This is a genomic window from Arthrobacter globiformis (genome assembly GCF_046536215.2).
In the GTDB taxonomy this organism is placed as follows: domain Bacteria; phylum Actinomycetota; class Actinomycetes; order Actinomycetales; family Micrococcaceae; genus Arthrobacter; species Arthrobacter globiformis_E.
In genome coordinates this window covers 4,862,840-4,889,203 of sequence record NZ_CM143421.1, presented here as the reverse complement: position 1 = coordinate 4,889,203, position 26,364 = coordinate 4,862,840, and the positions used below count along the sequence as shown (strand labels likewise).

General features: G+C 66.6%; 24 protein-coding genes and 1 riboswitch. Of the genes, 12 read left to right on the top strand and 12 right to left on the bottom strand.

Annotation, left to right across the window (positions count from 1 at the left end):
* The first annotated feature begins 334 nt into the window (after window positions 1-334).
* Window positions 335-1,996: an HNH endonuclease gene (locus R5O87_RS22215; RefSeq protein ID WP_410555071.1), complete on the top strand. Its 1,662-nt coding sequence runs from the start codon at window positions 335-337 to the stop codon at window positions 1,994-1,996.
* 41 nt (window positions 1,997-2,037) lie between these two features.
* On the opposite strand, the gene R5O87_RS22210 is transcribed toward R5O87_RS22215, so the two are convergent.
* Genes R5O87_RS22210 through R5O87_RS22200 form a run of 3 tightly spaced genes read right to left on the bottom strand, consistent with a single transcriptional unit; the run spans window position 2,038 to window position 4,516 of the window.
* The gene (locus tag R5O87_RS22210) at window positions 2,038-2,466 is read right to left on the bottom strand and encodes an HIT family protein (protein WP_003804824.1); all 429 of its coding nucleotides are present in this window, start codon (window positions 2,464-2,466) and stop codon (window positions 2,038-2,040) included.
* Window positions 2,463-3,617, bottom strand: a complete 1,155-nt coding sequence (locus R5O87_RS22205; protein ID WP_410555072.1) for an NAD(P)-dependent alcohol dehydrogenase — start codon at window positions 3,615-3,617, stop codon at window positions 2,463-2,465. Before R5O87_RS22205 ends, R5O87_RS22210 begins: the two co-directional genes overlap by 4 nt.
* Window positions 3,618-3,673: 56 nt before the next feature.
* Entirely contained in the window at window positions 3,674-4,516 is an 843-nt protein-coding gene (locus R5O87_RS22200) for a sulfurtransferase (protein WP_410555073.1), read from the bottom strand.
* 73 nt (window positions 4,517-4,589) lie between these two features.
* On the opposite strand from R5O87_RS22200, the gene R5O87_RS22195 reads away from it, so the two are divergent.
* Window positions 4,590-5,669, top strand: coding sequence for a PLP-dependent cysteine synthase family protein (locus tag R5O87_RS22195; protein WP_410555074.1), 1,080 nt, complete (start codon window positions 4,590-4,592; stop codon window positions 5,667-5,669).
* On the opposite strand, the gene R5O87_RS22190 is transcribed toward R5O87_RS22195, so the two are convergent.
* Window positions 5,666-6,322 carry an MBL fold metallo-hydrolase gene (locus R5O87_RS22190; protein WP_410555075.1) on the bottom strand — a complete coding sequence of 219 codons (657 nt, stop codon included), beginning with the start codon at window positions 6,320-6,322 and terminating at the stop codon, window positions 5,666-5,668. The two genes, R5O87_RS22195 and R5O87_RS22190, sit on opposite strands and share 4 nt — an antisense overlap.
* A 95-nt stretch (window positions 6,323-6,417) precedes the next feature.
* Here R5O87_RS22190 and R5O87_RS22185 point away from each other — a divergent pair, with 95 nt between their 5' ends.
* Window positions 6,418-6,882, top strand: a complete 465-nt coding sequence (locus R5O87_RS22185) for a Fur family transcriptional regulator (protein WP_410555076.1) — start codon at window positions 6,418-6,420, stop codon at window positions 6,880-6,882.
* A gap of 12 nt (window positions 6,883-6,894) precedes the next feature.
* Here R5O87_RS22185 and R5O87_RS22180 read toward each other — a convergent pair whose 3' ends face one another.
* The 5 genes from R5O87_RS22180 to R5O87_RS22160 form a co-directional block, all read right to left on the bottom strand.
* Complete coding sequence (locus R5O87_RS22180) at window positions 6,895-7,770, bottom strand: metal ABC transporter permease (RefSeq protein ID WP_410555077.1); 876 nt, start codon at window positions 7,768-7,770, stop codon at window positions 6,895-6,897.
* Window positions 7,770-8,585 (bottom strand): metal ABC transporter ATP-binding protein, encoded by an 816-nt coding sequence (locus tag R5O87_RS22175; protein ID WP_410555078.1) that lies wholly within the window; start codon window positions 8,583-8,585, stop codon window positions 7,770-7,772. The genes R5O87_RS22180 and R5O87_RS22175 overlap by 1 nt, the downstream gene beginning before the upstream one ends.
* On the bottom strand, window positions 8,582-9,568 hold the full coding sequence (locus R5O87_RS22170) for a metal ABC transporter solute-binding protein, Zn/Mn family (protein WP_410555079.1): 987 nt from the start codon (window positions 9,566-9,568) through the stop codon (window positions 8,582-8,584). The genes R5O87_RS22175 and R5O87_RS22170 overlap by 4 nt, the downstream gene beginning before the upstream one ends.
* Before the next feature lie 129 nt (window positions 9,569-9,697).
* Window positions 9,698-10,768 carry a hemolysin family protein gene (locus R5O87_RS22165; RefSeq protein ID WP_410555080.1) on the bottom strand — a complete coding sequence of 357 codons (1,071 nt, stop codon included), beginning with the start codon at window positions 10,766-10,768 and terminating at the stop codon, window positions 9,698-9,700.
* Entirely contained in the window at window positions 10,765-12,249 is a 1,485-nt protein-coding gene (locus R5O87_RS22160; RefSeq protein WP_410555096.1) for a hemolysin family protein, read from the bottom strand. Before R5O87_RS22160 ends, R5O87_RS22165 begins: the two co-directional genes overlap by 4 nt.
* Before the next feature lie 370 nt (window positions 12,250-12,619).
* Between R5O87_RS22160 and R5O87_RS22155 the strand changes: the two genes are divergently transcribed.
* From R5O87_RS22155 to R5O87_RS22135, 5 genes are all read left to right on the top strand, one after another.
* Complete coding sequence (locus R5O87_RS22155; protein WP_410555081.1) at window positions 12,620-16,456, top strand: multifunctional oxoglutarate decarboxylase/oxoglutarate dehydrogenase thiamine pyrophosphate-binding subunit/dihydrolipoyllysine-residue succinyltransferase subunit; 3,837 nt, start codon at window positions 12,620-12,622, stop codon at window positions 16,454-16,456.
* A 143-nt stretch (window positions 16,457-16,599) separates the two neighbouring features.
* Entirely contained in the window at window positions 16,600-17,199 is a 600-nt protein-coding gene (locus R5O87_RS22150; protein WP_410555082.1) for a GDSL-type esterase/lipase family protein, read from the top strand.
* A 91-nt stretch (window positions 17,200-17,290) separates the two neighbouring features.
* A complete protein-coding gene (locus tag R5O87_RS22145; protein ID WP_410555083.1) occupies window positions 17,291-18,118 on the top strand; it encodes a DUF4097 family beta strand repeat-containing protein in 828 nt (275 codons plus the stop codon).
* Window positions 18,118-18,723 carry a PadR family transcriptional regulator gene (locus R5O87_RS22140; protein ID WP_410555084.1) on the top strand — a complete coding sequence of 202 codons (606 nt, stop codon included), beginning with the start codon at window positions 18,118-18,120 and terminating at the stop codon, window positions 18,721-18,723. Before R5O87_RS22145 ends, R5O87_RS22140 begins: the two co-directional genes overlap by 1 nt.
* A gap of 82 nt (window positions 18,724-18,805) precedes the next feature.
* Window positions 18,806-18,880: a 50S ribosomal protein bL37 gene (locus R5O87_RS22135; RefSeq protein ID WP_369299106.1), complete on the top strand. Its 75-nt coding sequence runs from the start codon at window positions 18,806-18,808 to the stop codon at window positions 18,878-18,880.
* A gap of 296 nt (window positions 18,881-19,176) precedes the next feature.
* Here the strand turns inward: R5O87_RS22135 and R5O87_RS22130 are convergent, their stop codons facing one another.
* The 3 genes from R5O87_RS22130 to R5O87_RS22120 all read right to left on the bottom strand — a co-directional run bounded on the left by R5O87_RS22130 (window position 19,177) and on the right by R5O87_RS22120 (window position 21,660).
* A complete protein-coding gene (locus R5O87_RS22130; protein WP_462836350.1) occupies window positions 19,177-20,283 on the bottom strand; it encodes an IS110 family RNA-guided transposase in 1,107 nt (368 codons plus the stop codon).
* 391 nt (window positions 20,284-20,674) lie between these two features.
* On the bottom strand, window positions 20,675-20,935 hold the full coding sequence (gene rsrA / locus R5O87_RS22125) for a mycothiol system anti-sigma-R factor (protein ID WP_410554085.1): 261 nt from the start codon (window positions 20,933-20,935) through the stop codon (window positions 20,675-20,677).
* Window positions 20,932-21,660: a sigma-70 family RNA polymerase sigma factor gene (locus R5O87_RS22120; protein ID WP_410554084.1), complete on the bottom strand. Its 729-nt coding sequence runs from the start codon at window positions 21,658-21,660 to the stop codon at window positions 20,932-20,934. Before R5O87_RS22120 ends, rsrA begins: the two co-directional genes overlap by 4 nt.
* Before the next feature lie 419 nt (window positions 21,661-22,079).
* On the opposite strand from R5O87_RS22120, the gene R5O87_RS22115 reads away from it, so the two are divergent.
* The 4 genes from R5O87_RS22115 (at window position 22,080) to hisN (ending at window position 26,055) form a co-directional block, all read left to right on the top strand.
* The gene (locus R5O87_RS22115) at window positions 22,080-22,649 is read left to right on the top strand and encodes a DoxX family protein (RefSeq protein ID WP_410554083.1); all 570 of its coding nucleotides are present in this window, start codon (window positions 22,080-22,082) and stop codon (window positions 22,647-22,649) included.
* Between the two features lie 6 nt (window positions 22,650-22,655).
* Window positions 22,656-24,077 (top strand): 3-phosphoshikimate 1-carboxyvinyltransferase, encoded by a 1,422-nt coding sequence (gene aroA / locus R5O87_RS22110; protein ID WP_410554082.1) that lies wholly within the window; start codon window positions 22,656-22,658, stop codon window positions 24,075-24,077.
* Window positions 24,061-25,176, top strand: a complete 1,116-nt coding sequence (gene rsgA, locus R5O87_RS22105; protein WP_410554081.1) for a ribosome small subunit-dependent GTPase A — start codon at window positions 24,061-24,063, stop codon at window positions 25,174-25,176. Before aroA ends, rsgA begins: the two co-directional genes overlap by 17 nt.
* A 66-nt stretch (window positions 25,177-25,242) precedes the next feature.
* Window positions 25,243-26,055, top strand: coding sequence for a histidinol-phosphatase (gene hisN, locus R5O87_RS22100; RefSeq protein WP_387097945.1), 813 nt, complete (start codon window positions 25,243-25,245; stop codon window positions 26,053-26,055).
* 180 nt (window positions 26,056-26,235) lie between these two features.
* Window positions 26,236-26,349: riboswitch (SAM riboswitch) on the top strand.
* The last annotated feature ends 15 nt before the right edge of the window (window positions 26,350-26,364 follow it).

Below are 26,364 nucleotides of genomic sequence, written 5' to 3'. Positions count from 1 at the left end.
TGCAGCTTCGAACGGTCCAGGACTCGCCGGCGCTGCCTGCGCACTGATTGCGATGCGCAACTGCGGCGTCCCACCCGTTCACCCTTCGAACGTTGCGTTCAAAACTATGGCATGCGCCACAAGGCTGTCAATAGCTCGTGTGATTTGCTTCACCGATGAACTGCCATGTGGCGCGCCCAACTGAGTAGCAGCACAGGGCGTTCTCAGCGCTGGGAACGCCCTGAAGTGCTACCTAGTTTTCGTTCTCGGATGATTCGAAAAAACTTTTGGATCCTGCCCGCATCTGGTGCCTGATCGGCCCTTTATTGTCGGACCCCCTTGGCAGACTGTGTTCATGGAAGGCTTCGGGAATTCGGCAGTGACAGCGGGGGCGCCGCACGGCGGCGTCCTGCTGGCTGCTGGGGTTCCTGGCGGCGTTTGCCACGTCCCTGACGCCGCGGTTCTCGACGCCGATCCGTATTACGGGTTGCCTTATGACGATGATCTCGACGCCGTCTATCCGGCCTCGTTGCCGGAGGACCCGTTTCCCGAAGCCCTGTTTGCCGAGCGTCCGTTCGACGGGGACCTCTTTGACGACGGCGGTCCCTCCGGCGCCGTTACCCCCCGGCACGCTGTGGCCGGTGCACCTCCAACAACCTCCGGGTGGGTTCTTCCGGTAGCTGACCTCGCGGCCGACAATGCCGGGCTGATCGACCAGGTCCGCGCGTACGAGAACGTCAAGTGCTGGGCCGCCGGGCAACAGGCGAGGCTTTCCGTCGCCTTCGAGGCCCGGCTCCGGCAGGAATCCACCGACAGACCGGTCCTGGCCGCCGAGGACCTGAGCAAAGACAGGGGCAAAGACCGCGCCCTGGGTGCGGCCGAGCAGATCGCGTTGGCCCGGGGCGAGTCCCCGAACCGCGGGCAGAGGCTGCTCGGCACGGCCAAAGCCCTGGTGCAGATGCCCCACACCCTGGGAGCGCTGGAGACCGGGCAGTTGAACGAAGAACGCGTCACGCACTTCGCGAAAGAGACCGCCTGTTTGACTGTCGCGGACCGGGCCGCTGTTGATGAGGAACTCGCCGCCGACACCGGAACCTTCACCGGCGCCGGAACCCGTGCCGTCATCGCCGCTGTCCGCGCCGCCGCCATCCGGCGCGACCCCCGCTCCGTCGCCCAACGCGCCAGCCACGCCGTCTCCGAACGGAGAGTCAGCCTGCGCCCGGCACCGGACTGCATGACCTACCTGACAGCCCTGCTGCCCGTCCACGAAGGCGTCGCCGTGTACGCGGCGCTGACCCGTCACGCCGATTCTCTCCGGGCCAGTGGGGACCCACGCTCCCGCGACCAGGCCATGGCCGACACCCTGGTCGAAAGGACCACCGGCACCCCCGGCGGCATCACCGGCATCGAACTCAACCTCGTCATGACCGACCGCACCCTCCTCCAAGGCGACTCCGAACCCGCCCGGATCCCGGGTTACGGCATTATCCCCAGCTACTTCGCCCGCAACCTGCTAACCCAAGGGCAAGAAGAGCCGGGTCGCGGGCCAAAAGCCGCGGACGCGGCAGCCGAGGTCGATCCAACCAGCCTGCAAGAACTCACGACCTGGGTCCGGCGGCTCTACACCGCACCCGGAACCGGCGACCTCGTCGCCATGGACTCCAAACGGCGTCTCTTCCCGGCCAAGCTGCGCCGCTTCATCCAACTCCGCGACGACACCTGCCGCACACCCTATTGCGACGCCCCCATCCGCCACCACGACCACATCATCCCCTGGCACAACGACGGCCCCACCACCGTCGCCAACGGCGCGGGACTCTGCGAAGCCTGCAACCACACCAAAGAACTCCCCGGCTGGAAAGCACAACCCAGACCAGGACCCCGGCACAGCATCGAAATCACCACACCCACCGGCCACACCTACCGGTCCATGGCACCGCCGTTGCCCGGAACGGGCCTGTCCGGGACCGTGGTGCGCCAACCGAGCCAGTACGAGCCGCCCGGCCCAGCCCCGTAGCAGGAAAGCCGGGGCGGGCCATCGGCCCGGCGTGTGCCTAACTAAGCCTCCGGCACGAACTCCCCGTAGCCGGCGTCGCGCAGGCCTGCGCGGAGCTTTTCCGCGTTGGCGTCCAGCCGCGCCGGATCCGGGTTGTGCTCGGCGGTAGCAAAATTGAACTCCGCCATGCTGTTGGAAGGCCACACGTGCACGTGCATGTGGTTGATCTCGTAACCGGCGACGATGAGTCCTGCGCGGGCCGCCCCGAACGTGTCCACCTGAACAGCGCCGATGCGCCGCGCCACCTCCATGACCCGGGCCAGGGTCTCGGGCGAGGCGTCCGTCCAGCGGTCCACTTCCTCGGTCGGAACCACCAGCGTGTGCCCGTCAGCAAGCGGCCCCATGGTCAGGAAGGCGGAGACGTCCGGCTCGCGCCAGACAAAGCGACCCGGGATCTCCCCGTTGAGAATCTTGGTGAACAGCGTGCTCATGCGTCAGCCCTTTCCGACGGTTCCTGCAGGGTGGATGTATCCAGGACAAAACGGTACTTCACATCGCCGGCGACCATCCGGTCATAGGCGTCGTTAAGTTGCTCAGCTCCAACCAGTTCGATGTCGGAGACGACCCCATGCTCGGCACAGAAGTCGAGCATCTCCTGCGTCTCGGCGATACCCCCGATCAGGGACCCGGCATACGATATCCGCCTTCTGATCAGCGCCCCGGGGTTAACAGGCGGCATGGCATCGGAGGGCAGCCCGAGCTGAAACAGCGCGCCGTCACGGCGCAGGGTTCGGAAAAACGGGTTGAGGTCGTGCGGGGCGGCAACGGTGTCAATGATGACGTCGATGCTCCGGTTCTCAGCGGCCATCGCCTCCTCGTCGCGGGACAGCACAACCGCGTCGCCGCCGAGTTCCAGCGCCGCCGACACCTTCGACTCAGAAGTAGTGAAGACCTTGACCTCGGCACCCATGGCCTTGGCCAGCTTGACGGCCATGTGGCCCAGGCCGCCCAGGCCCACGACGCCGACCACATGGCCCGCCCGGACACCGAAGTGTCGCAGCGGCGAGAACGTGGTGATGCCTGCGCAGAGCAGCGGGGCGGCCGCCGCGGGGTCCAGGTTTTCCGGCACCCGCAGGACGTACCGCCGGTCCACCACCACAGAGGACGCGTAGCCGCCCTGCGTCACGGCGTCGCCGTTCCTGGCGTCCTTGGCGCCGTACGTCCCGGTCATGCCGCGTTCACAGTACTGTTCCAGCCCTTCGAGGCAGCTCCCGCATTCGCGGCACGAGTCCACCATGCAGCCCACGCCCACCCGGTCGCCCGGCTGAAAGTCCTTCACGTCCGAACCGACGCGGCTGACGCGGCCAACAATCTCGTGGCCCGGTACGAGCGGGTAGTTCTGGTTGCCCCACTCCCCCCGGGTGGCGTGAACGTCCGAGTGGCAGAGCCCGCAGAATTCGATGGCAATCTCGACGTCGTCGGCCTTGGGTGCCCGGCGGGCAACTGTCAGCTCAACCAGCCCGCTCGTGGCAGATGATGCACCGCGGGCAGCGGCAAGGCGCCCCTCGAGGGGTCCGACGGCGGTCTCTTCCAGCGGGATTCGCAGGTTCAGCGGCGGGGGCACAGGGCGTCCAGGAGTCATATGGCGACGCTACCGCGGCTCCCCGGTGACTTCCAATTGCAGGCGCACACCACCACTTACTGTCCGGGATCAGCGCCGGTGGCCACCTGGCGGGAAGCATCGTTGGACCATTCGGAGAAGGAGCCGGGGAACAGCGCGGCGCTGAAACCGGCGATCTCCAGGGCCGCGATCTCGTGCGAGGCTGTCACCCCACTGCCGCAGTAGACGGCGGTCGGCGCGGTTCCGTCGACCCCAAGACCGGCGAAGCGCTCCCGCAGCTTTTCCGCCGGCAGGAAGCGGCCGTCGTCGTCGAGGTTCCCGGTGGTGGGGGCGCTGACAGCGCCGGGGATGTGGCCGGCCCGGGGGTCCACCGGTTCAACTTCCCCGCGGTACCGTTCTCCGGCACGTGCATCCAGGAGCACGCCCCCGGCCGGCCAGCCTGCGGCCCCGTCGGCGTCGGTCACGGCCATGCCGCCGTCCGTGAGTGTCACGTCTCCGGTGTCCGGCTCTGCGGAGCCGTCCTCCAACGGCAACCCTGCCGAGCGCCAGGCGGCCAGGCCGCCGTCGAGCAAGTAAACGGTGTGCATGCCGGCGTTCCGGAGCATCCACCACACCCGGGCGGCGGAGGTGTTGCCCGCGTCGTCGTAGGCGACCACTACGTCGCCGTCGCAAATGCCCCACGAGCGTGCCGCCTCCTGGAATCGGGCCTGCGAAGGCAATGGATGGCGCCCCCGGCCAGGGTCGGCCGGGTCGGCCAACTGGGTGGGCAGGTCCACGTACACAGCACCGGGGATGTGCCCCTTGAGGTAATGGCTGCGGCCCTCCGGATCCCCGAGCGCCCAGCGGACATCCAGAACCACGGTGCGCTGACCGGCCGCCATCCGGGCGTTCAGCCCGGCCACGTCAATGAGGGTGTCCATCTGTCTCCTTGGTGTTTGCCTGCAGATCAGCAACAACTCTAGCCGCGGCTGCCCGCGCCGGTAGGCTGATTCCGTGAGCAGGCGATTCAGTGAACGGGCGTGGGCGGACGAGGCTGTCCGCAAGATCAACGCGGAAAACAACCGCTCGGCAGACACCCACCTGTATTCAGTCCCGTTGCCGGACCACTGGGGCGTCCAGCTGTACCTCAAGGACGAATCCACCCACCGGTCCGGAAGCCTGAAACACCGGCTGGCCCGATCCCTCTTCCTGTTCGGGCTGGTGAACGGGTGGATCCGCGAGGGCACCACCATCGTCGAGGCCTCCAGCGGCAGCACCGCAGTGTCCGAAGCCTACTTCGCACAACTCCTGGGCCTGCCGTTCGTCGCCGTGATGACCCGTACCACCAGCCCGGAAAAAATCGCCCTGATCGAACAGTTCGGCGGTGCCTGCCTCCTGGTGGACCATGCCTCCGAGGTGTACGCCGCGGCCGCCGAGGTAGCCGCCACGAGCGGCGGCCACTACATGGACCAGTTCACCTACGCAGAGCGCGCCACGGACTGGCGGGGCAACAACAACATTGCCGAATCCATCTTTGAACAACTGGCGCTGGAGGAGCATCCGGTCCCCCGCTGGATCGTGGTGGGAGCCGGCACCGGCGGAACCAGCGCCACAATCGGCCGCTACCTCCGCTACCACCGCCACGCCACGTCGCTGGCGGTGGTCGACCCGGAGAACTCCGCCTTCTACCCCGGCTGGCGGAGCGGAGCCGCAGACTTCAGCACGGGCATGCCTTCCCGGATCGAAGGGATCGGCCGGCCCCGCATGGAGCCAAGCTTCGTCCCGTCGGTCATCGACCACATGATCCAGGTTCCCGACGCCGCCTCGGTCGCAGCCATGCGGCACCTGCACACGCTGGCGGGTCTGCACGCCGGGCCGTCCACGGGCACCAACCTCTGGGGCGTCTGGCAGCTCATCGCACAGATGGTGGCGGACGGCGAACGGGGCAGCGTGGTGTCCCTGATGTGCGACGGCGGTGACCGGTACGCCGGCAGCCACTACAGCCCTGCGTGGCTGGCGGCCCAGGGACTGGATCCACGTCCGCACGAGGACACGCTGAAGGCGTTGTTCGAGACGGGCGTCTGGCGGGGCTAAAGCTCCACGGATTCCCGGCTGGAGAGGTGGGCGTATTCGGTGCCGTACTTGGCACCGATCCGCTTGACATGGCCCTCCACCAGGCCGAGGCCGGTGTCGTTCAGGAGCCCGTCGTGGATGTTGTAGGCGCGCTCCGCCCGGACGCCGATCACGAAGTCCACCACTTCACTGACCTTGTTCCACGGGGCATGGACCGGAACCAGGAGCGTGCGCACGCTGATGCCGTCCGGAATTATGAAGGAATCCCCCGGGTGGTACACGTTCTCGTCCACTAGGTAGCCGATGTTGGCCACCACCGGAATCTGGGGGTGAATCAGGGCATGCTGGCCGCCGAAGCTGCGGACCGCGAAGCCTGCGGCGTCAAAGGCCGTTCCGGGCTCCACGGCATGCACGCGGTCCGCGGCGGCCGGCGCTTCCTTGCGCACGTTCAGCGCCACGCCCTCCGGCGCGAAGAGCTCAAGCCCGTCATTCCCTGCAAGAGCGGCGGTCACAGCGGGAACATCGATGTGGTCGGCATGCTCATGCGTGATGAGGACGGCCTGTGCACCATCCAGTGCCTCGGCGGTTTCGGAGAAGGTCCCCGGATCCAGGACCAGCACCCGGCCGTCCTTTTCGAGCCGGACACAGGCGTGCGTGTATTTGGTCAGCTTCATGAAGCCAGCCTAGGGACAGGCCCGATCAGTGTCCACGCGGCTCCGGCTGGTAACGTTAAAGCTTGTCATTACCCGAAAGAAAAGCGAGTTCATCCATGCCACAACGCGCCAGCGCTGACGGCAGACCACAGGCACCTTCGACGGCGGCTGGCGGGAAAGAGCAGCGCGTCACCAAGCAGCGGATCGCTGTCAGCGCCGCCCTGGACGAGCTCAATGACTTCGTGAGCACGCAGGAGCTGTACCGGATCCTCCAGAACAAGGGCGTGTCGGTCTCCCTGGCCACCGCCTACCGGATCCTGCAGTCGCTGGCCGATGAGGAACTCGTGGATGTGCTCCGCAACGGCGACGGCGAGGCCGTCTACCGCCGTTGCGCCGTGACGGTGCACCACCACCATCTCCTGTGCCGCAACTGCGGCAAGGCCGTGGAAGTGGAGGCGCCCGCCGTCGAAACCTGGGCCGCGCGGACCGCGCAGGAGCACGGCTTCACCGAAGTGGCCCACACCGTTGAGATCTACGGCCTGTGCCCCGACTGCTCCGCACGCAAGGCTGCCTCGCAGTAATCCCCAGCTTTTCTAGGCGGTCCGCATGACCCGGCCGTTAAGGCCGCGCTTGGCCCGGACGCTGCCGATGACCCGGCACACCACGTAGATCAGGAACGACAGCGTGGTGACGTACGGGCTGATGGGGATGCGGCCGCCGAGGGCCAGCAGTATTCCCCCAACCGTCGCCGACACAGCGAACACCACGCTCAGCAGCACCACGAGGCGCGGCGAGGACGTCACCCGCAGGGCCGCAGCCGCGGGCGTGATCAGCAGGGCAAGAACCAGCAGGGCGCCCACGATCTGGATGGACAGTGCCACGCTGACGCCGAGGAGCACCATAAAAACCAGGGCGAGCATCCGCACCGGAACGCCGCGCGCCTCGGCCAGCTCCGGATCGACGCTGGCGAAGCTCAGCGGGCGCCAGATGAAGCACAGCGCTGCCATCACGGCAACCGCGGTGCCGGCCAGGACCTGGAGCTGGACGGTGTCCACCGACACGATCTGCCCGGTGAGGAGGCCGAACTTGTTGGCGGCCCTGCCCTCATAGAGCGACAGGAAAAGAATCCCGAGGCCCAGGCCGAAGGGCATGATGACGCCGATGATGGAGTTCTTGTCCCGCGCCCGGACTCCCATGAGCCCCAGCAGCAGCGCAGCCGCCACGGACCCCACCAGGGAGCCGAACACCACGTCGGTGCCGATGAGCAGTGCGAACGCGGCGCCGGCGAACGACAGCTCGGAAATTCCGTGGACGGCAAACGCGAGGTCGCGCTTCATCACGAAGGTCCCCACCAGGCCGCCGAGGAGTCCCAGGACCGCGCCGGCCCACAGCGAGTTCTGCACCAGCGCCAGCAGTTCGCCATAGTTCTCGAAGTTGAACACCGATTGCAGGAACGATTCCAGGTCCATCAGGAACCCTCCCCCGCAGCGGCGTGCGCGTCGTCATGGTGGTGTGTGGTGGCGTCGGGCAGGCCGACGACGACGATCCGGCCGTTGGCATGGATCACTTCCACGTTGCTGTCGTACAGGTCGGAGAGGACCTCGGTGGTCATCACCTCGTGCGGCGTCCCCACACTGAACCTGCCGCCGGCCAGGTACAGGATCCGGTCCACGTAGTCGATGATCGGATTGATCTCGTGGGTCACGAACACCACGGCGCTCTTGCGGTCATGGCACTGCTTGTTGATGAGTGCGCTGACGGCCTGCTGGTGGTGCAGGTCCAGCGACAGCAGCGGCTCGTCGCACAGCAGCACTTTCGGGTCGGTGGCAAGGGCCTGCGCCACGCGCAGGCGCTGCTGCTCACCGCCGGACAGCTGCCCGACGGGAACCTTTGCGTAGTCGCTTGCCCCGACGAGCTCCAGCAGTTCGTCAATCTTGCGGTTGGCCTTGGCGGTTCCGAGCCGGATTCCCCAGCGGTGCCCGTCGACGCCCAGTCCCACCAGGTCCCGGGCGCGCATGGGGGTGTCGGGCAGGAAGGGCTTCTGCTGCGGGATGTAGCCGATCATGCGGCTTCCGCGCTCCACGGGGTGCCCACCGAGGTTGGCCTGGCCGGAGTGCAGTTCCTGCAGCCCCAACAGGACCTTGAGGAAGCTGGTCTTGCCGCTGCCGTTGGGCCCCAGCACCGCGAAGAACTCCCCCGGATTGATGTCCAGGTTCAGGTCTTCCCAGAGTGCGCGTCGGCCGAACTTCAGCGACGCCTGCTTCAGGCTGATGACTGGGTTCAAGGCTGGCTCTTCAGTGCGTTTCCGACGTTTTCCACGTTGTCCGCCATCCATTGCAGGTACGTCTTGCCGTCCGGAAGGGTTTCAGTGAAGTTGACCACCGGCGTTCCCGCGGCACTGGCCGCGTTTTTGACGGCCTGGGTTTGCGGGCCTTCAGTCTGCTCGTTGTAGGCGAGGAAACTGGTGTCCTTTGCGGCGGCCGTCGAGGTGGCTGCCTTCAGGACTGCGGGCGGAACGTCGGCGCCTTCCTCCACGGCGGCCGTGTACTCTGCGGGGGTGCGGTTCTCCAGTCCGGCCGCTTCCAGCAGGTAGAGGGGCACCGGTTCGGTCACGGCGACGCCGGCACCGCCGTGCGAGGTCTTCATTGCCGAAATCTTACTCTCCAGCTTCGCGAGTCCGGCCTTGAACTCCGCGGCGTTGGCCTTGAACTGCGGGGCCGAGCCGGCGTCGAGCGCGCCGAGGCGGGCTGCCACGGCATCCGCGAGGTGCGTCATGGCGTCAAAGCTGTACCAGACGTGCTCGTTGAAGTCACCGTGGTCATGGGAATGCCCGTCCGCTGCATGTGCAGTCTCTGAATGCGCGGGGGCGGTGGCGGCCGACTCCGGGGCCAGCCCCGACACCTCCACGGCACTGATGATGTTTTCGTGCGGTATGTTGCTGTCGTCCGCCAGGGTGTGGATGAAGTCGTCATAGCCGCCGCCATTCTCCACCACCAGCCTGGCCTTGGAGACTGTCAGCCGGTCCTGGGCGTTGGCCTCGTACGAGTGCGGGTCCTGGCTCGGCCGGGAGATGATGGCCGACACGTTGACCTTGTCCCCGCCAATGGCCTCAACAATGTCCCCGTAGACGTTCGTGGACGTGACGACGGCGATGCGCCCGTTCGCGCCTGTGCCTGCCGTCGGAGCCGCCGGCGAACCACAGCCGGTGAGGAGCAGGCCGAGTCCGGCCAGGGCAGCGGTCAAAAAAGTGCGGGCAGTGCTGGGCACGGAAATACCTCGGTTCTGGACAGGTCAGGTTGCGGGGAGGGGGCAACCCCTAGTCGAGTGTATCGCTAAATAGGAATGATTCCTATTTAGAACTTACGACGGCGGTGCGCCGCCGGGGCACCCGGGCCGCTATTCGCCGTCGGGTCTGCCCAGCCGTCGGATACCCTTGGCCTGGGTGGCATCCCGGATCTCCCCCACGAGCTGTTCGATCACATCCTCCAGGAACAGCACGCCTTCGGTCTGCCCGCCCGGCCCGATGACGCGGGCCAGGTGCGAGCCGGAGCGCTGCATCACGGACATCGCCTTTTCAATCTCGTCGTCGCGCGTGAGGTTCGCCAGCGACCGGATGCGGCCCTCCGCGATGGGCAACTCATATCCGGCTTCCGGGATGGCGAGCACGTCCTTGATGTGGAGGTAGCCGGACAGCAGGCCATCGTCGTCCAGCATCGGGAACCGGGAGAAACCGGTGCGGCTGACAGCTTTTTCAAACTCCAGCGGGGACGTTGACGACCGGAGCATGACCAGCCGTTCCAGCGGAACCATGACACTGCCGGCGGTGTACTCCGAAAATTCGAGGGCTCCGGTGATCAGGCCGGCGTCGTCATCCACCAGGCCATGCCGCGTGGATTCCTGCACGATGGACTGCACCTCTTCCAGCGTGAAGGTGGAGCTGACCTCGTCCTTGGGCTCGATGCGCATCAGCTTCAGAATGTGGTTCGCGGACCAGTTCAGCGCGGCGATCACGGGGTTGACGATCCGTGCAATGAACATCAGCGGCGGAGCCAGCAGCAGCGCCGCCTTGTCGGCAACGGACACGGAAATGTTCTTGGGCACCATCTCGCCGAACGTCACATGCAGGAACGTCACCAGCATCAGTGCCACAGCGAACGCCGAGACGTCGGCAACTTCGGTTGGCACGCCCAGCCCGGCAAGCGGCACAGCCAGCAGGTGGTGGATGGCCGGCTCCGCCACCAGCAGGATCAGCAGCGAACAGACGGTGATGCCCAGTTGCGCGCACGCCAGCATCAGCGAGACGTTCTCCATCGCCCGCAGGGTGGTCTGAGCGCGCAGTACACCCTCGTCCGCCAGGGGCTCGATCTGGCTCCGGCGTGCGGACATGACCGCGAACTCCGCGGCCACGAAGAAGGCGTTGCCCAGGAGCAGCAGCACCAGCCAAAGCAGTCCCGCCCAGTCGCTCATGATCGCCCGCCGTTCCCGGGTTTACCGTTCCCGGGTTTACCGTTGGCCGGCTTGCCGTTCCCTGACCTGCCGTTTCCCGGCCTGCCGTTCCCTGACTTACCGTTTCCCGGCCTGCCGTGATTGGCGGCCGAGTGCTTGACCGGTGTGCTTCCGCCGGCCGGGTCCGGGGCGCCGTCGTCCTGCCGTTCACGGTGCGGCCTGAAACAGATCCTGTCGATGCGCCGGCCGTCCATCCTGGTCACGCTGAGCGTTCCGCCGCCCGCTTCCACGACGTCCCCCACCTCGGGGATCCGTCCCAGCTCGCTCATGACGTACCCGCCCACCGTCTCGTAGGCGGCCTCGTCGGGCACAGTGAGGCCCGGAATCTGTTCCGAGAGCTCGTCCGGACGCATCAGGCCCGGAAAGTACCAGTCGCCGGAAGCGCTTTGCAGCAGCCCCGGCCGGACCTTGTCGTGCTCGTCGGCCACTTCGCCCACGATTTCCTCGACCAGGTCCTCCAGCGTGGCGATCCCGGCAGTTCCGCCGTACTCATCCAGCACAACGGCAAGCTGGAGGTTACCCTCCCGCAGTTCGGCTAGCAGCGCGTCGAGGTGAATGGTTTCGGGCACCCTGAGGACGTCCGTCATGATGGCGCCCGCCTCGAGCTTCCGCCGCCGGTTCGGCGGAACGGCGATCGCCTTCTTGACGTGCACCAGCCCGCGGATGTCGTCCGCCGATTCGCCGATGACCGGGAAGCGCGAATATCCGCTGCGGCGGGCCGCGTCGATGATGTCCGACACCGGCTGGTCGGCGTCGATGGTTTCCACGCGGATGCGCGGCGTCATCACGTCGGCGGCGCTGCGGCCGGAGAAGTTCAGGGTGCGGGCAATGAAGTTCGCGGTCCCCGGATCGAGCGTGCCCATGGCCGCCGACCGGCGCACCATGGAGGCAAGCTCCGCCGGCGTGCGGGCACCGGAAATCTCCTCCTTTGCCTCCAGCCCGAAGATGTTGAGGACCTTGTTGGAAAAACCGTTCAGGACCACAATGGCAGGCTTGAAGATCGCGGTGAAGACCAGCTGCGGCCGGGCCAGGGTGCGGCCGATGCGGAACGCGAGGGCAATGGCCATGTTTTTGGGAACAAGCTCGCCCAGGAGCATGGACAGCCCCGTCGCGATCACCATGGCGACTATGAGGGAGACGGACCCGGCCACCGGCTCCGGGATGCCGACGGCGGCAATGGGCACCTCGAGCAGCGCCCCCACCGACGGCTCCATGACATAACCGGTCAAAAGCGTGGTCATGGTGATGCCGAGCTGGCAGCTGGACAGCTGCGTGGACAGGGATTTCAGGCACTTGAGCAGCGGCACCGCCGCGGCGTCGCCGTCGTCAACGGCTCGCTGCACTGTGGGCTGGTCGAGCGCAATAAGGGAAAATTCGACGGCGACGAAGAAGCCGGTTCCGAGAATGAGCAGCAGGCCGGCGGCAACAAGGAGCCACTCCATCATGGGTGGTAGCCCCCAGGCCGGCACCTGGATTTACCGTCCATGGCACCTATATTCGCTGTCCATAAGGATTGCAGTCTACAGGAGCAACGTACCGCCGCGGAGGACCAAAGCTCCCCGTCCGACCGGTCCGGACCGGCGTCCGCGCAGGTCAGCAGGGGCACCGTTTGGGGCCTGATTCGACGCCCATTTCGCCACAATTCGGGAGGTACATGATTTGGGTCACGGTTATTGGCAGTTAAGCCGAAACGGTCACTAGACTGGCAAAGGTCTGGGTTCATAGGACACAGAAAAAACTGGTTCGATCGTTGTGCCGTGGCACCTTAGGCGACCAGAGGGAAATCAAACTCATGGAAGAGGCGTATTTCAAGTGCCAGAGCAGCCTAGCCACCGTCTGCCAGAGGAATTTGGTGGAAACGAGTGGCTCGTTGACGAACTGTACGAGCGTTACCAGCAGGACAAGAATACGGTCGATGCCAAGTGGTGGCCCCTGTTCGAATCATTCGACAGCGGCAACGGTCCATCTTCCAACGGCGTTCCGGCCGTGACCGCCCCGGCGGCCAACCCGGCCAACCCGGCCACCCGCGAACTGCCCATTGTCACTCCCCCGGCGCCTGCGCAGGCACCGGCATCCGCTACTCCCGCGGCCCAGGCGCCCGCGGCAGCACCGGCACCGGCGCCGGCAGCAGCCCCCGCCCAGCCCGCACCCGCCAAGAAGGCCCCGGCAACGGTAGCCCGTGACGGCGCCAAGAAGACCGAGGCGGGCACCGGCGCCCAGCCCATTCCGGCCCAGCTGCCGAAGAACGTCAAGGCTCCCACCGCCCCCGAGGAAGACGTCGTGTCCGTCCTCCGCGGGCCGGCCAAGGCCATTGCGTCGAACATGGTCACCAGCCTTGAGGTCCCCACGGCCACCAGCGTCAGGGCGGTTCCGGCCAAGCTCCTGATCGACAACCGGGTTGTCATCAACTCCAACCTGGCCCGCGCACGCGGCGGCAAGGTCTCCTTCACCCACCTCATCGGCTACGCCGTTGTCAAGGCACTGTCCCAGTTCCCGTCCATGAACGTGTACTACGACGAGGTCGACGGCAAGCCCGTGGCTGTCCAGCCGGCGCACGTGAACTTCGGCATCGCCATCGACATGCCCAAGCCCGATGGCACCCGCCTTCTGATGGTTCCCAACATCAAGAAGGCCGAAACCATGAACTTCGCGGAGTTCTGGCACACCTATGAAGACCTCATCAAGCGTGCCCGCAACGGCAAGCTGACCGCGGATGACCACGCCGGCACCACCGTGTCGCTGACCAACCCCGGCGGCATCGGTACCGTGCACTCCGTGCCGCGCCTGTCCAAGGGCCAGGCCGCCATCATCGGCGTCGGCGCCCTCGACTACCCGGCCGAATGGCAGGGCGCGAGCGAGAAAATCATCGCGCAGAACGCCATCAGCAAGATCCTCACCCTGACCTCCACCTATGACCACCGCGTCATCCAGGGTGCAGGCAGCGGCGAATTCCTCAAGCTCGTCCACTCGCTGCTCCTCGGCGCGCAGAACTTCTACGACGAGATCTTCGAAGCCCTGCGCATCCCGTACGAGCCCGTGCGCTGGAGCCCGGACCTGCAGGTGGACCCGTCCGACCAGATCAACAAGGTCGCCCGGATCCAGCAGCTGATCCACTCCTACCGCGTTCGCGGCCACCTCATGGCGGACACCGATCCCCTTGAGTACGTCCAGCGCAAGCACCCCGACCTCGACGTCCTCACCTACGGCCTGACCCTGTGGGACCTCGACCGCGAGTGGCCGACGGGCGGCTTCGGCGGCAAGCCGATGCTCAAGTTCCGCGACATCCTCGGCGTGCTTCGGGATGCCTACTGCCGCACCACCGGCATCGAGTACATGCACATCCAGGACCCGGCCGAACGCAAGTGGTTCCAGGACCAACTGGAGCACCCTTACTCCAAGCCGAGCCGCGACGAGCAGCTGCGCATCGTCTCCAAGCTGAACGCCGCAGAGGCTTTCGAGACCTTCCTGCAGACCAAGTTCGTGGGCCAGAAGCGGTTCTCGCTTGAGGGCGGCGAATCGCTGATTCCGCTGCTGGATGCCATCATCTCCGACGCTGCCGACGACGCGCTGGACGAGGTCGCCATCGGCATGGCCCACCGCGGCCGCCTGAACGTGCTGACCAACATCGCCGGCAAGACCTACGCCCAGGTGTTCCGCGAGTTCGAAGGCACCCAGGACCCGCGCTCCGTGCAGGGTTCCGGCGACGTCAAGTACCACCTCGGCACCGAGGGCACGTTCACGTCGGACAACGGCAAGGAGACCAAGGTCTACCTCGCCGCCAACCCGTCCCACCTGGAGGCCGTTGACTCGGTCCTGGAGGGCATCGTCCGTGCCAAGCAGGACCGCCTGGACCAGGGACAGTCGTTCCCCGTGCTGCCCATCATGGTTCACGGTGACGCTGCCTTCGCCGGCCAGGGTGTTGTGGCGGAAACGCTCAACCTGTCCCAGCTGCGCGGCTACCGCACCGGCGGAACCATCCACATTGTGGTCAACAACCAGGTCGGCTTCACCACCGCGCCGTCCTCGTCGCGCTCGTCCACGTACTCCACGGACGTCGCCAAGATGATCCAGGCTCCGGTGTTCCACGTGAACGGCGACGACCCCGAGGCAGTCGTCCGCATCGGCCAGCTCGCCTACGAGTTCCGCCAGCGGTTCCACAAGGACGTTGTCATCGACATGGTCTGCTACCGCCGCCGTGGCCACAACGAGGGCGACGACCCCTCGATGACGCAGCCGCTGATGTACAACCTCATCGAGGCCAAGCGCTCTGTCCGCAAGCTTTACACCGAGTCGCTCATTGGCCGTGGTGACATCACCGAGGAAGAAGCCGAGCAGCTGCTCCGCGACTACCAGGAACGCCTCGAGCGCGTCTTCGCCGAAACCCACGCGGCCCAGACCTCGCCCATTCCGATCATCACCGCCGACTCGGCAGCGGTCTCGGACATCGAGCGTCCCCAGGCACAGCAGTCGGACATCGGAACGAACGCACCGGCGTCGACCGCCATCTCGGCCGACACGCTTGCCCGCATCGGCAAGGCGCACGTGGAGATCCCCGAGGGCTTCACCGTCCACGCCAAGCTCAAACAGCTGCTGGAGAAGCGTGAACAGATGTCCCGCGAAGGCGGCATCGACTGGGGCTTCGGCGAAATCGCAGCATTCGGCTCCCTGATCATGGAAGGCGTGCCCGTACGCCTTGCCGGCCAGGACTCCCGCCGCGGCACGTTCGTGCAGCGCCACGCCGTGTTCCACGACCGCGCCAACGGCAACGAATGGCTGCCGCTGGGGAACCTGTCGGACAACCAGGCCAAGCTCTGGATCTACGACTCCCTGCTGTCCGAATACGCCGCCATGGGCTTCGAATACGGCTACTCCGTGGAGCGTCCCGACGCCCTGGTCCTGTGGGAAGCGCAGTTCGGTGACTTCGTAAACGGTGCGCAGACCATCATCGATGAGTTCATCTCGTCCGCCGAGCAGAAGTGGGGCCAGCGCTCGTCGCTCGTGCTGATGCTTCCGCACGGCTACGAAGGACAGGGACCGGACCACTCCTCCGCCCGCATCGAACGCTTCCTGCAGCTGTGTGCCGAGGAAAACATCATCGTCGCCAACCCGACGACGGCGGCCTCGCACTTCCACCTGCTGCGCCGCCAGGCCTACAGCCGGCCGCGCAAGCCGCTCATCATCTTCACGCCGAAGCAGCTGCTGCGCCTCAAGGCCGCTGCCTCGTCCGTGGAGGACTTCACCACCGGCGGCTTCCGCCCGGTGATCGGTGAACACGAGCTGCTGCAGGCCGACGCCGTCGACCGCGTACTGCTGGTCTCCGGCCGCCTGTACTACGACCTGCTGTCCACGCGGCAGAAGACGGGCGACAAGTCGACGGCGATCATCCGCGTCGAGCAGCTTTACCCGCTGCCGCAGGCGGAGATCGAAGCCGAGCTGGCCAAGTACCCGAACGCGGAAGTTGTGTGGGCGCAGGACGAGCCCGCCAACCAGGGTCCGTGGCCGTTCATGGGTCTGCACCTGCCGACCGCCCTGGACCGGAAGGTGCGCCTGGTTTCACGCCCGGCCTCGGCTTCCACCGCGGCCGGCTCCATGAAGCGCCACGCTGTGGAGCAGGACGCGCTGCTGAAGCAGGCTTTCGCCCGTAAGTAGCAGATCAGCTGCCCGGCCGGACGGTGACATACCGTTCCAGCCGGGCAGTTCTGTTTAATCGGCGTGAGTTAATGGACCTTTAGTGTTGGCATGCAAACGGTCCGTATCCGGGACACGCCCTCCCAACAAGTGAAGAGGTAGTAGTGGAAGACAGGAAGCTGCGGATTGCAGCTGTTGGAGATGAACTGCTCGCCGGGCTCGGCGATCCCCGGGCGCTGGGGTGGCTGGGCCGGGTGCTCGCCCGCACTCCGCAGGACGGCGTGACGGTGGAGAGCTTTTCCCTTCCTTGCCCGCAGGAGGGAACCGAGGGCCTGTCGGCGCGCTGGCTCGAGGAGGCCGGCCGGAGGTTCAGCGATCTTCACGAGAACCGCCTTGTCATCGGGCTCTCCGGCAGGGACATCGAGTTCGGCCTGTCCACCGCCCGGAGCCGGCTCAATCTCGCCAACATCCTGGATTCGGCCACCCAGAAGCGGCTGGAGGTCTTCGTCGTGGGGCCGCCGCCCACGCTGGATCCCGTGCAGAACCGCCGGCTCGGCGAACTGAACACTGCCTTTGCCGACGTGACCACCCGGCGCAAGCACCTCTACGTCGACACGTTTTCGCCGCTGCTGAACCATGAGCAGTGGCGCCAGGACCTCGCAGCCAATGGCGGCTCCCCCGGGCAGGCGGGCTACGGGCTCATGGCCTGGCTGGTTCTGCACCGCGGCTGGTTCCAGTGGCTGGGGATGGACACGCCCGAGTAGGAAAAAGCCACTCACGATATATCTTGATCTTCAGGCACCGGGGTACTAGCGTGGCTTCCACAGTCACGATATATCGCAAGTGGAGGGGATCATGGAAGAGAACTCCTGGACCATCACCGGCCCACAGACCATTGATGTCGACGGCGTCTCCCACCTTAAGGTGGGCATCGTGCGGGGGAGGCTGGACATCGTCACGCACGACGAAGCAGTTGTCCGCATCGAGGTGTCAGAGGTGGTCGGGGATCCGCTGGCGATCTCTCTGACGGGCGGCCGCCTCGAAGTCCGGCACCAGCTGCACGGGCCGCAGGGCTGGTTCAAGAATCTGATGGAGTCGGTCAACAACAGCAGCAACAACTCGGCGGTGATCAGCGTCGCAGTCCCTGCCGGCGTGGACGTCGAGGCGGGCACGGTCAGCGGGGACGGCCTGGTTTCGGGTGTCCACGGTCGGACCCGGCTGAACACTGTGACCGGTTCCCTGCTGGCCGACGGGACCTCCGGTGAACTGCACGTCAACACCGTCAGCGGCGAAGTGATCGCCCGCAACCACAGCGGCGTCCTGACGGCCAAGAGCGTCTCGGGTGAGGTCACGGCGTCCGGGCAGTTCACCAATATCCGGGCCAATACCGTCAGCGGCGACATGAGCTTTGACCTGCACGGCTTCACCCACGACTTCGGTGCCAACTCGGTGTCCGGGGACCTGACCGTCCGCGTGCCGCACGACGTCGGCGTGGACATCGTGGCCCAGTCGGCCAGCGGGCCGGTGGTCATCGACGACAGGAAGTACGGCCACCCGGGCGGCAAGGTACAGACCATCTCGGGCCCGGACGCCAAACTCATGCTGGTCCGGACCAACTCGGTTTCCGGGAAGACGTCCATCTTCCACGGCCAGGCACCTGCCACCACGGAACAGGCGCTGTGATGCCTCCCGTCTTCGCCCACGGCGCCCTCCGGCTCTATCTGCTGGCACTCCTGGAGGCCGGCCCCAAGCACGGGTATGAACTCATCAAGGCGCTCAGCGACCGGTTTGGCGGCACCTACTCCCCCAGCGCCGGCACCATCTATCCGCGCCTCGGCAAGCTGGAGGAGGAAGGCCTCGTGGCCACCGAAAGCCAGGGGCGCCGCACCAACTACCGCATCACCGCCGCGGGCCTGGCCGAACTGGACAGCCGGCGCGCGGAGCTGGAGACCGTAGAGAACGACATTGCGGCATCTGTCCGCCGGCTCGCCGATGACCTCCGCGCCGATATCCGCAGCAACATGCGAGGACTGCGCGCTGACCTGGCCGCCACCGCGGAAGCGGCACGCACCGCCGCCAGATCGGCGGCCCCGGCCGGCCAGGGCCGCTACACCGCCGAGGGGCAGCGCATGCTCAAGGAAGCGGAGATGCTGCTGCAGGCCTTCCGTGACGACATGCGGACCGAGCTTCGCCTTCACACCAGCACCAGGCCCATGACCCCCGTCGCACTGGAAACGGTTCGGACTGTCCTGGACCAGGCCCGGGTGTCGATCCGCAACTCACTCTAGGCAGCCCCGGTTCGCGGCCTGTCCGCTGATATGGGAGACTGGAGGGCAACTCTTTTGGGTAACGAAATTAAGGAGGCCAGCTATGAGCAAGCGTGCACGTAAGCGTCGTGACCGTAAGCGTGGCGGCGCGAACCACGGGAAGCGCCCCAACACCTGATATGTAGATCGGGTTGTCAATAGGCATACGTGAGCGGTTCCTGGGATTTTTCTTTCCTGGGAGCCGCTCACTTTTTGCCGGGCGGGTCGTAGCCTCGGGTGACTATGGCCGGGTCATTGTTCGACAGGCATTGTCAGACTGACATTCGCGGGTTGGTTACCGCATGACGATTGTTCGGCTGGAGGCGTATCGGTGTCTAAGATCGAGCGTCGCCGGTGTTCCGTCTGCTCATAGGCGTGTCCCGAGTTAGCTCCGCGTGCCTGCCACGCCACTTCCACCACGTCTCGGCCGGCAGGTCAGGCTACGTTCATCCGTTCTCCTTGCTGGAGTGGGGCGGCCAATGACCAGCACCAGCCGGCGAGCTCACGGGCAATTGCGATGTTGGCCTTCACCGACATTTTGTGGCGTTCATCGAAGTGTTCCCACTTGTGGTGGAGCCGGTGGTTCCCTTCGAGAGCGCGGATGCGGGTCGCCGGGCCGACCACATCGAGCTGGCGAAGCAGCCGTTCCCCAGGCCGTGCGTAGGGGCGCCGGTGGACCCACGCGGCCTCGATGAGTAGTTTACGGGCGTACGTGTTCCCGGCCTTGGTGATCGGGCCCTGATGCCGGGACTGGCCGGAGGAGCTTTCACTGGGAACCAGCCCGAGATAGGAGCCGATGGACGAGCCGGTGAAGCGGGTCCAGTCCCCGATCTCTACAGCCAGCCCGAAGGCGGTCGTCATCTGGATGCCCCGCAGGCACATCAGGGCGTCGATCACGCGGGAGTACCGGCAGAGCCCTGCCGTGGCGGTGATCTGTTTGTCGATGCGTGCCAGATGCGCGGCGAGCAGCTCGGCCTGCTCCACGTCGGCGTCGTACGTAAACTGCAGCGCCGGTTCGTCAAAGCGCTGACGGTGCAGCCACAACCGGTGTTCCTTGGTCCATCTGCTGTCGTTGGGGTAGCGGATGCCGTGGCGCAGCAGGATGGCGTTCACGTGCTGGCGGGCGTGGGCTAGGTCCTTCGCAGCGCCGGAGCGCAGCCGGGCCAGATCCCGCAACGCCTCCTCGTCAGGGTCCGGGATGTGCACCTGGACCACTGAACCGACCGCAAGCATCTCGGCAAGTACCCGGGCGTCGCGACGGTCGGTCTTCACTCGGTCCCCAGGGGCACGCAGCAGCTTCGAAGACGCCGCGACCACGCAATTGATGCCTGCAGCTTGGAGGTACCGGGCCAGAACGAACCCTGTCGGGCCGGACTCGTAAGCGACCTTGACGGGCGGCTCGAACCGGCGGACCCACTCCAGCACCATGGCCGGGTCGGCAGCCATGGTGTGAGCGCTGATTTCTCCGGTGCCCGGGTTCAGCGCATGGCCCGCCACATTAACCGCGTGAACATCCAGACCAATGAAAGTATGCTCAAACATAGCCGGGACCTCCCAAACCTCACATGTGGCACTACCATTGCACCCCCGAAAGACCCTCGCAGGCCACGGGTACCGCTAATGGCAACCCACGGACCCTGTGAAACAGAAGGCCCCGGCCCCCGCCCGGGCGTCAGAGCCTGGCCGTCCGGGATAAAGGACATCACCGCCGCGTGCAGGCCGGGCAGCGCCACTTCCTCGCAACCGGCAACCGAACCACGACAAGCTGGCGCTGCACGACCGTACCGGCGATACTGGGCCGCGCCCCGGACGGCCCGCAAGCGGGGCCGCTCCACTTCATATCGTCTAAGCCACGGCTCGAACCGAAGCTTAAATGCGATGCCCCCGCTACCAGCACGGTAGCGGGGGCTTCGCGTTTAAGCCGGCAACCCGGTCAGGCGTCCACGGGCCGGATCGTGTGGATTCGTTCCAGGATCGCGTTCTTGAGGTTTTCCGGCGCCGCCTCGGTACAGGAGCGCTTCACCACTTTGCGGATGACGCACTCAAGATCGTACTGCTCGGCGCATTCCGGGCACTCGTCGAGGTGCTGCTTGATCTCCGCAAGGTCGCCGCGGGTCAGAGCTCCGTCCAGATACTCGTAGATGCGCTGCATCCTTGTGTCATCGCAATCGCCCAATCCCTGGCAGTCGCTCATTTCCCGTTCTCCTGTTTGTTGCTTTCCGTTGCCGCCGTGGCGTCTGCAGCAGCCTTGAATCCCCGGTCGGCGGCGTAGTCCGCCAGCATGTCACGCAGCATCTTCCGGCCCCGGTGGAGCCGGGACATCACAGTGCCGATGGGGGTGTTCATGATGTCCGAAATTTCCTTGTACGCGAAGCCCTCGACGTCGGCGAAGTACACGGCCAGCCGGAACTCTTCCGGGATGGCCTGCAGGGCCCGCTTGACATCCGAATCCGGCAGGTGGTCCAAGGCCTCGGCCTCGGCGGACCGCAGGCCGCTGGAGGTGTGGGACTCGGCACGGGCAAGCTGCCAGTCCTCGATGGTGTCCGAATTGGACTGCAGGGGTTCCCGCTGCCGCTTCCGGTACAGGTTGATGTAGGTGTTCGTCAGGATCCGGTACAGCCAGGCCTTCAGGTTGGTGCCGGGCTTGTACTGATGGAAGGCCGAGAACGCCTTGGTATACGCCTCCTGCACGAGGTCCTCGGCGTCGGCCGGGTTCCTCGCCATGCGCATGGCCGCCGAATACAGCTGGTCCACGTACTGCATGGCGTCGCGCTCAAACCGTGCCCGGCGCGCTTCCGCGCTCTCCGAGCCGACGTCGATATCCGCTGCCGCTTCGGCGGCGGGCGACGTGCCATTCTCCGGGATGCCGTTGGCGGCGTCCTCCTGTGTGGCCTGTAGGGCCGGATCCACGGTGCTCATTGCCTTCAAGTCTACTTTGATCGGCGCCGGCCGCCCCTGACGGCGTGCCGTGCCATAGTCGGGGCCCGGGAAAGCACTCCCGGCCTCGAATGCGTCGGCTTCCGGCACAACAAAGGGCCCCATCCTGGCGGGACTTCGCACCCCCACAGCTTCCTTCACCAAAGTCAATGCTCCATCTCCGCTCCGCCTGATAAGACCCGGCCAATAAGACCCGCGTTCGTGCGGCGGTCCGCGCTCCTGCCGGTTCCGGCCATGCCCCAGCCGCCGCTGAACACCGGAAACTGCACAGAACGCTGCCTGCAGAATGCTTCCGGCCTGATGTGCACAACGACGTGCGGTGGGCAAATATTCCGCAAAAGTGCAAGACTAGAACCGACTCCGCCGCGGCCACCGCGGCTCGGCCATCCAGGAGGAAATTCATGTCCTTTGTCCGCTTTTTTGCCCGGCCGATGCTGGCCTCAAGTTTCATCCTCGCCGGAACGGACAAGCTCAGGAATGCGGACGACACCGCGCAGCAACTGTCGCCCCTCCTGCGCCGCGCCTCTGAGGCCCTGCCGTTCCAGACGGACGAGAAGGTCCTGGCACGGATCATCGGCGGCACGCAGGTGGGCGCCGGCGTCCTCTTCGCGCTCGGCAAGTCCGCGCGGCTGGCGGCCTCTGTGCTGGCTGTCATCTCGGCACTGAACGCCTTCGTTGAATGGCGCAGCGCCGACATCAGCAGCAAGGAGGGCCGCGAAGCACGCCGCACCCAGCTGCTCAAGAACATCACCCTCACCGGCGGTGTGCTGCTCGCCTCCGTGGACACGGCCGGCAAGCCGAGCCTCGCCTGGCGCGCAGAGCACCTCGCCGCCGACGCCCGGAAAACCGCCAGCCACCTCGCCGCTGACGCACGCAAGAGCACGGGCAAGAAGCTGCACAGCGCCGACAAAGCGGTCCGCAAGGCCGACAAGGCAGTCCGCAAGGCTGTTGACCACGCGGTGGGGGCATAAGCAGGAATGACAGCATCACCCATGGGCGCGTCCGCTGACAACTCCGGCGCTGCTCCGCACTGGCCCGCGCCATTTGCGGAGCAGCCCGTTGACGCCACGGTCCGCGTGCCAGGCTCCAAGTCGCTGACCAACAGGTACCTGGTGCTCGCCGCGCTGGCCGACGGGCCGTCCCGGCTCCGGGCGCCGCTGCATTCCCGCGACTCAGCGCTCATGATCGCCGCCCTGCGCCAGCTTGGCGCGGACATCCGGGAGGTGCCGGGCGACGGCGCCTTCGGCCCGGACCTCGAGGTGACGCCGGTTCCGGCCAACGCCGGCGGCGCCGACGTTGCCATCGACTGCGGCCTGGCCGGGACCGTCATGAGGTTTGTTCCGCCGCTGGCGGCACTCCGCAGCGGCGCCACCGTGTTCGACGGCGATCCCCACGCCCGGGAGCGCCCCATGGGCACCATCATCGAGGCGCTTGCGGGCCTCGGCGTCACCGTCAGTGGTGAGGACGGCGGAACGCCCGCTTCGCTTCCCTTCCGCGTTGACGGCACCGGGCACGTCCGCGGCGGCCACCTCGTCATTGACGCCAGCGCCTCCTCCCAGTTCGTCTCCGCCCTGCTCCTGGTGGGGGCGCGGTTCGCGGACGGCCTGCATCTGGAGCACTCCAGCAGCACCGTGCCGAGCCTGGACCACATCAACATGACCATCGCCACGCTGCGCGGCGCAGGCGTGGTGGTGGATAACTCCACGCCCAACCACTGGATTGTGAGCCCGGGCCCGATCCGTGCCTTCGACCAGCGGATCGAGCAGGACCTGTCCAATGCCGGCCCGTTCCTGGCGGCCGCGCTGGCCACCGGCGGCACGGTGCGCATCCCGGACTGGCCGGAGCACACCACGCAGGTGGGTGACATGTGGCGCAGCATCCTCAGCGACATGGGGGCAGCGGTCTCGCTGCAGGACGGAACCCTGACCGTGACCGGCGGCAGTGAAATCAAGGGCGGGGCCTTCGCCGAGACCAGCGAACTGGCGCCGACGGTCGCCGCGCTGTGCGCGCTGGCCTCCGGGCCCTCGCGGCTGAGCGGCATCGCCCACCTGCGCGGACACGAGACGGACCGGCTCGCCGCGCTCGTCACCGAGATCAACCGCCTCGGCGGCGATGCCGAGGAAACGGCAGACGGGCTGATCATCCGGCCCGCGGAACTGCACGCCGGCGTCGTCCACAGCTATGCAGACCACCGGATGGCCACCGCCGGTGCCATCCTCGGCCTGGCGGTCAGGGGCGTGGAAGTGCAGGACATCGCCACGACGTCCAAGACCATGCCGGACTTCCCCAAGCTGTGGGCGGACATGCTCGGCCAGCGGACCGCCTCGGTTACAAACGGCGCTGTGACAGACACGGCAGTGACCAGCACCGCGGGGACCACCGGTGGCACGCAGCACTGATTCCTGGGACGAGTCCGACGTCCGGATCCGGCCGAACAAAAAGGGTTCCCGGCCCCGGACGAAGGACCGCCCCAGCCATGAGGACGCCGTCACCGGCCGGATCATCACCGTTGACCGGGGGCGTTACACGGCGGTCGTGGGCGAGGACTCAGGGCATGAACGGACGGTCATTGCCGCCCGCGCCCGGGAACTGCGCCGATCCCCTGTGGTCGCGGGCGACTTCGTCTCCCTCGTGGGAGATGTGTCCGGCGCCCCGGACACCCTCGCCCGGCTCGTAAAGATCCAGGACCGCAAGACCCTGCTGCGCCGCAGCGCCGACGATACCGACCCGGTGGAACGCGCCGTTGTGGCCAACGCGGACCAGCTGGTGGTGGTGGTCGCCGCCGCGAACCCCGAACCCCGCACCGGCTTCATCGACCGGGCTCTGGTGGCGGCCTACGACGCCGGAATCGAACCACTGCTGCTGGTCACCAAGGCGGATGTCAAGGATCCGACCGAGCTGCTGGGCAACTACCGCCACCTCGATTTCCCCGTCATCATCAGCCGCACCGCCGATTCCGACGCGTCCGGCATCGACGCCCGCTCCGACGACGGCCTCTCCGCCCGGCTCGACGTGGCCGCCGTGTCCGAGCTCCGCGCCCACCTGGACGGCAAGGTGACAGTGATGCTGGGCCATTCCGGCGTCGGAAAATCCACCATGGTCAACGCGCTGACGGGCGCCGAACGCGCCACCGGCGGCGTGAACGCGGTGACGGGCCGCGGACGGCACACGTCGTCGTCGGCCCTCGCCCTCAAACTCTCCGACGCCCCGGCCGGGAGCTGGATCATCGACACGCCGGGCATCCGTTCCTTCGGGCTGGCCCACGTGGATCCGGACCGCATTTTGCACTCCTTCCCCGACCTTGAGCCGGGCACCGAGGCCTGCGAACGCGGCTGCAAGCACGACGCCGCCGCGGTCAACTGCGGCGTGGATGCATGGGTCGCGGCCGGCCACGCGGGCGCCACGGGAGCGGCCAGGCTCGCGTCCCTGCGCCGCCTGCTGGGCACCGACCCGCGCGCGGAGGGCCAGGAAACCAAGGAACTCGGCAGCGTCGGCTAGGCTGCCCCGGCGCAGCCGGGCGGCTGCCTCCCCGCCCCGCCGGGCCTTTGAGGGTAGTTTGGAACCATGACCCAACCCGCTTCAACGTACAACGATGACCTGCGTCTGGCCCATGTGCTGGCCGATTCCGTGGACGACCAGACCATGAGCCGGTTCAAGGCGCTGGACCTCCAGATCGAGACAAAGCCTGATCTGACGCCGGTCACCGATGCGGACAAGGCCGCCGAGGAGTCCATCCGCGGCCAGCTGTCCCGCTCCCGTCCCCGCGACGCCGTGCTCGGTGAGGAGTTCGGAAGTTCCGGCCACGGTTCCCGCCGCTGGATCATCGACCCCATCGACGGCACCAAGAACTTTGTCCGCGGAGTGCCGGTGTGGGCCACGCTGATCGCCCTCGTCGACGAGGGCGAGCCTGTCGTGGGCGTGGTCAGCGCCCCGGCGCTCGGCAAGCGCTGGTGGGCGGCCAAGGGCGCCGGCGCCTACTCGGGCCGTTCCCTGGCCTCCGCAACCCGGCTCAAGGTATCCAACGTGTCCAGCCTCGCCGACGCCTCGCTGTCCTACTCCAGCCTCGGCGGCTGGAAGGACCGCGGCAACCTCGATGAGTTCCTCCAGCTCACCGAGGATGTGTGGCGCACCCGCGCCTTCGGCGATTTCTGGTCCTACTGCATGGTCGCCGAAGGCGCGGTGGACATCGCCTGCGAACCGGAACTGAACCTTTACGACATGGCGGCGCTGGTGCCGATCGTCACGGAGGCCGGCGGCCGGTTCACCTCCCTCGAAGGCACGGACGGCCCGTTCGGCGGCAATGCCCTGGCCACCAACTCGATCCTGCACTCGGAAGTCCTGAAGCGGCTGAACCCGCAGCTGGACGATTTGCTCTAGCTATCCCCTGAGCAGATCCGGCGCCCTGGCGCTGAATATTACGACGGCGGCCGCCCCCTTTTGGTGCCGGCCGCCGTCGTTTATTCGACGGAAAGCCCAATATCCGGGCTGCGTAATAATCCGCTTAACATTCCCGACCGGCTTTTTCATCGCCCCTCCGGATGTCCTAGTCTCGTAACAGGTCACGAGTGCCAGCGCTAAACCCCGGTTAGCTGGCCGGCAACCCTCCATTCGCGGTGGGGTGCCCCGGGTGACGACCAGGCCGATCCGGAACGGACCCGGCAAGCGCGGATCCCCGTCCCACGGGGT

Bases quoted from the DNA above. Each gene is read 5' to 3' on its own strand.
- R5O87_RS22160 (WP_410555096.1), bottom strand. From the start codon at position 12,249: ATGGAGTGGCTCCTTGTTGCCGCCGGCCTGCTGCTCATTCTCGGAACC.
- R5O87_RS22165 (WP_410555080.1), bottom strand. From the start codon at position 10,768: ATGAGCGACTGGGCGGGACTGCTTTGGCTGGTGCTGCTGCTCCTGGGC.
- R5O87_RS22205 (WP_410555072.1), bottom strand. From the start codon at position 3,617: ATGACTCCTGGACGCCCTGTGCCCCCGCCGCTGAACCTGCGAATCCCG.
- R5O87_RS22190 (WP_410555075.1), bottom strand. From the start codon at position 6,322: ATGAAGCTGACCAAATACACGCACGCCTGTGTCCGGCTCGAAAAGGAC.
- R5O87_RS22140 (WP_410555084.1), top strand. From the start codon at position 18,118: ATGCCTCCCGTCTTCGCCCACGGCGCCCTCCGGCTCTATCTGCTGGCA.
- R5O87_RS22200 (WP_410555073.1), bottom strand. From the start codon at position 4,516: ATGGACACCCTCATTGACGTGGCCGGGCTGAACGCCCGGATGGCGGCC.
- R5O87_RS22120 (WP_410554084.1), bottom strand. From the start codon at position 21,660: ATGAGCACCGTGGATCCGGCCCTACAGGCCACACAGGAGGACGCCGCC.
- R5O87_RS22185 (WP_410555076.1), top strand. From the start codon at position 6,418: ATGCCACAACGCGCCAGCGCTGACGGCAGACCACAGGCACCTTCGACG.
- R5O87_RS22210 (WP_003804824.1), bottom strand. From the start codon at position 2,466: ATGAGCACGCTGTTCACCAAGATTCTCAACGGGGAGATCCCGGGTCGC.
- R5O87_RS22145 (WP_410555083.1), top strand. From the start codon at position 17,291: ATGGAAGAGAACTCCTGGACCATCACCGGCCCACAGACCATTGATGTC.
- R5O87_RS22115 (WP_410554083.1), top strand. From the start codon at position 22,080: ATGTCCTTTGTCCGCTTTTTTGCCCGGCCGATGCTGGCCTCAAGTTTC.
- rsrA (WP_410554085.1), bottom strand. From the start codon at position 20,935: ATGAGCGACTGCCAGGGATTGGGCGATTGCGATGACACAAGGATGCAG.
- R5O87_RS22180 (WP_410555077.1), bottom strand. From the start codon at position 7,770: ATGGACCTGGAATCGTTCCTGCAATCGGTGTTCAACTTCGAGAACTAT.
- hisN (WP_387097945.1), top strand. From the start codon at position 25,243: ATGACCCAACCCGCTTCAACGTACAACGATGACCTGCGTCTGGCCCAT.
- R5O87_RS22215 (WP_410555071.1), top strand. From the start codon at position 335: ATGGAAGGCTTCGGGAATTCGGCAGTGACAGCGGGGGCGCCGCACGGC.
- aroA (WP_410554082.1), top strand. From the start codon at position 22,656: ATGACAGCATCACCCATGGGCGCGTCCGCTGACAACTCCGGCGCTGCT.
- R5O87_RS22130 (WP_462836350.1), bottom strand. From the start codon at position 20,283: ATGTTTGAGCATACTTTCATTGGTCTGGATGTTCACGCGGTTAATGTG.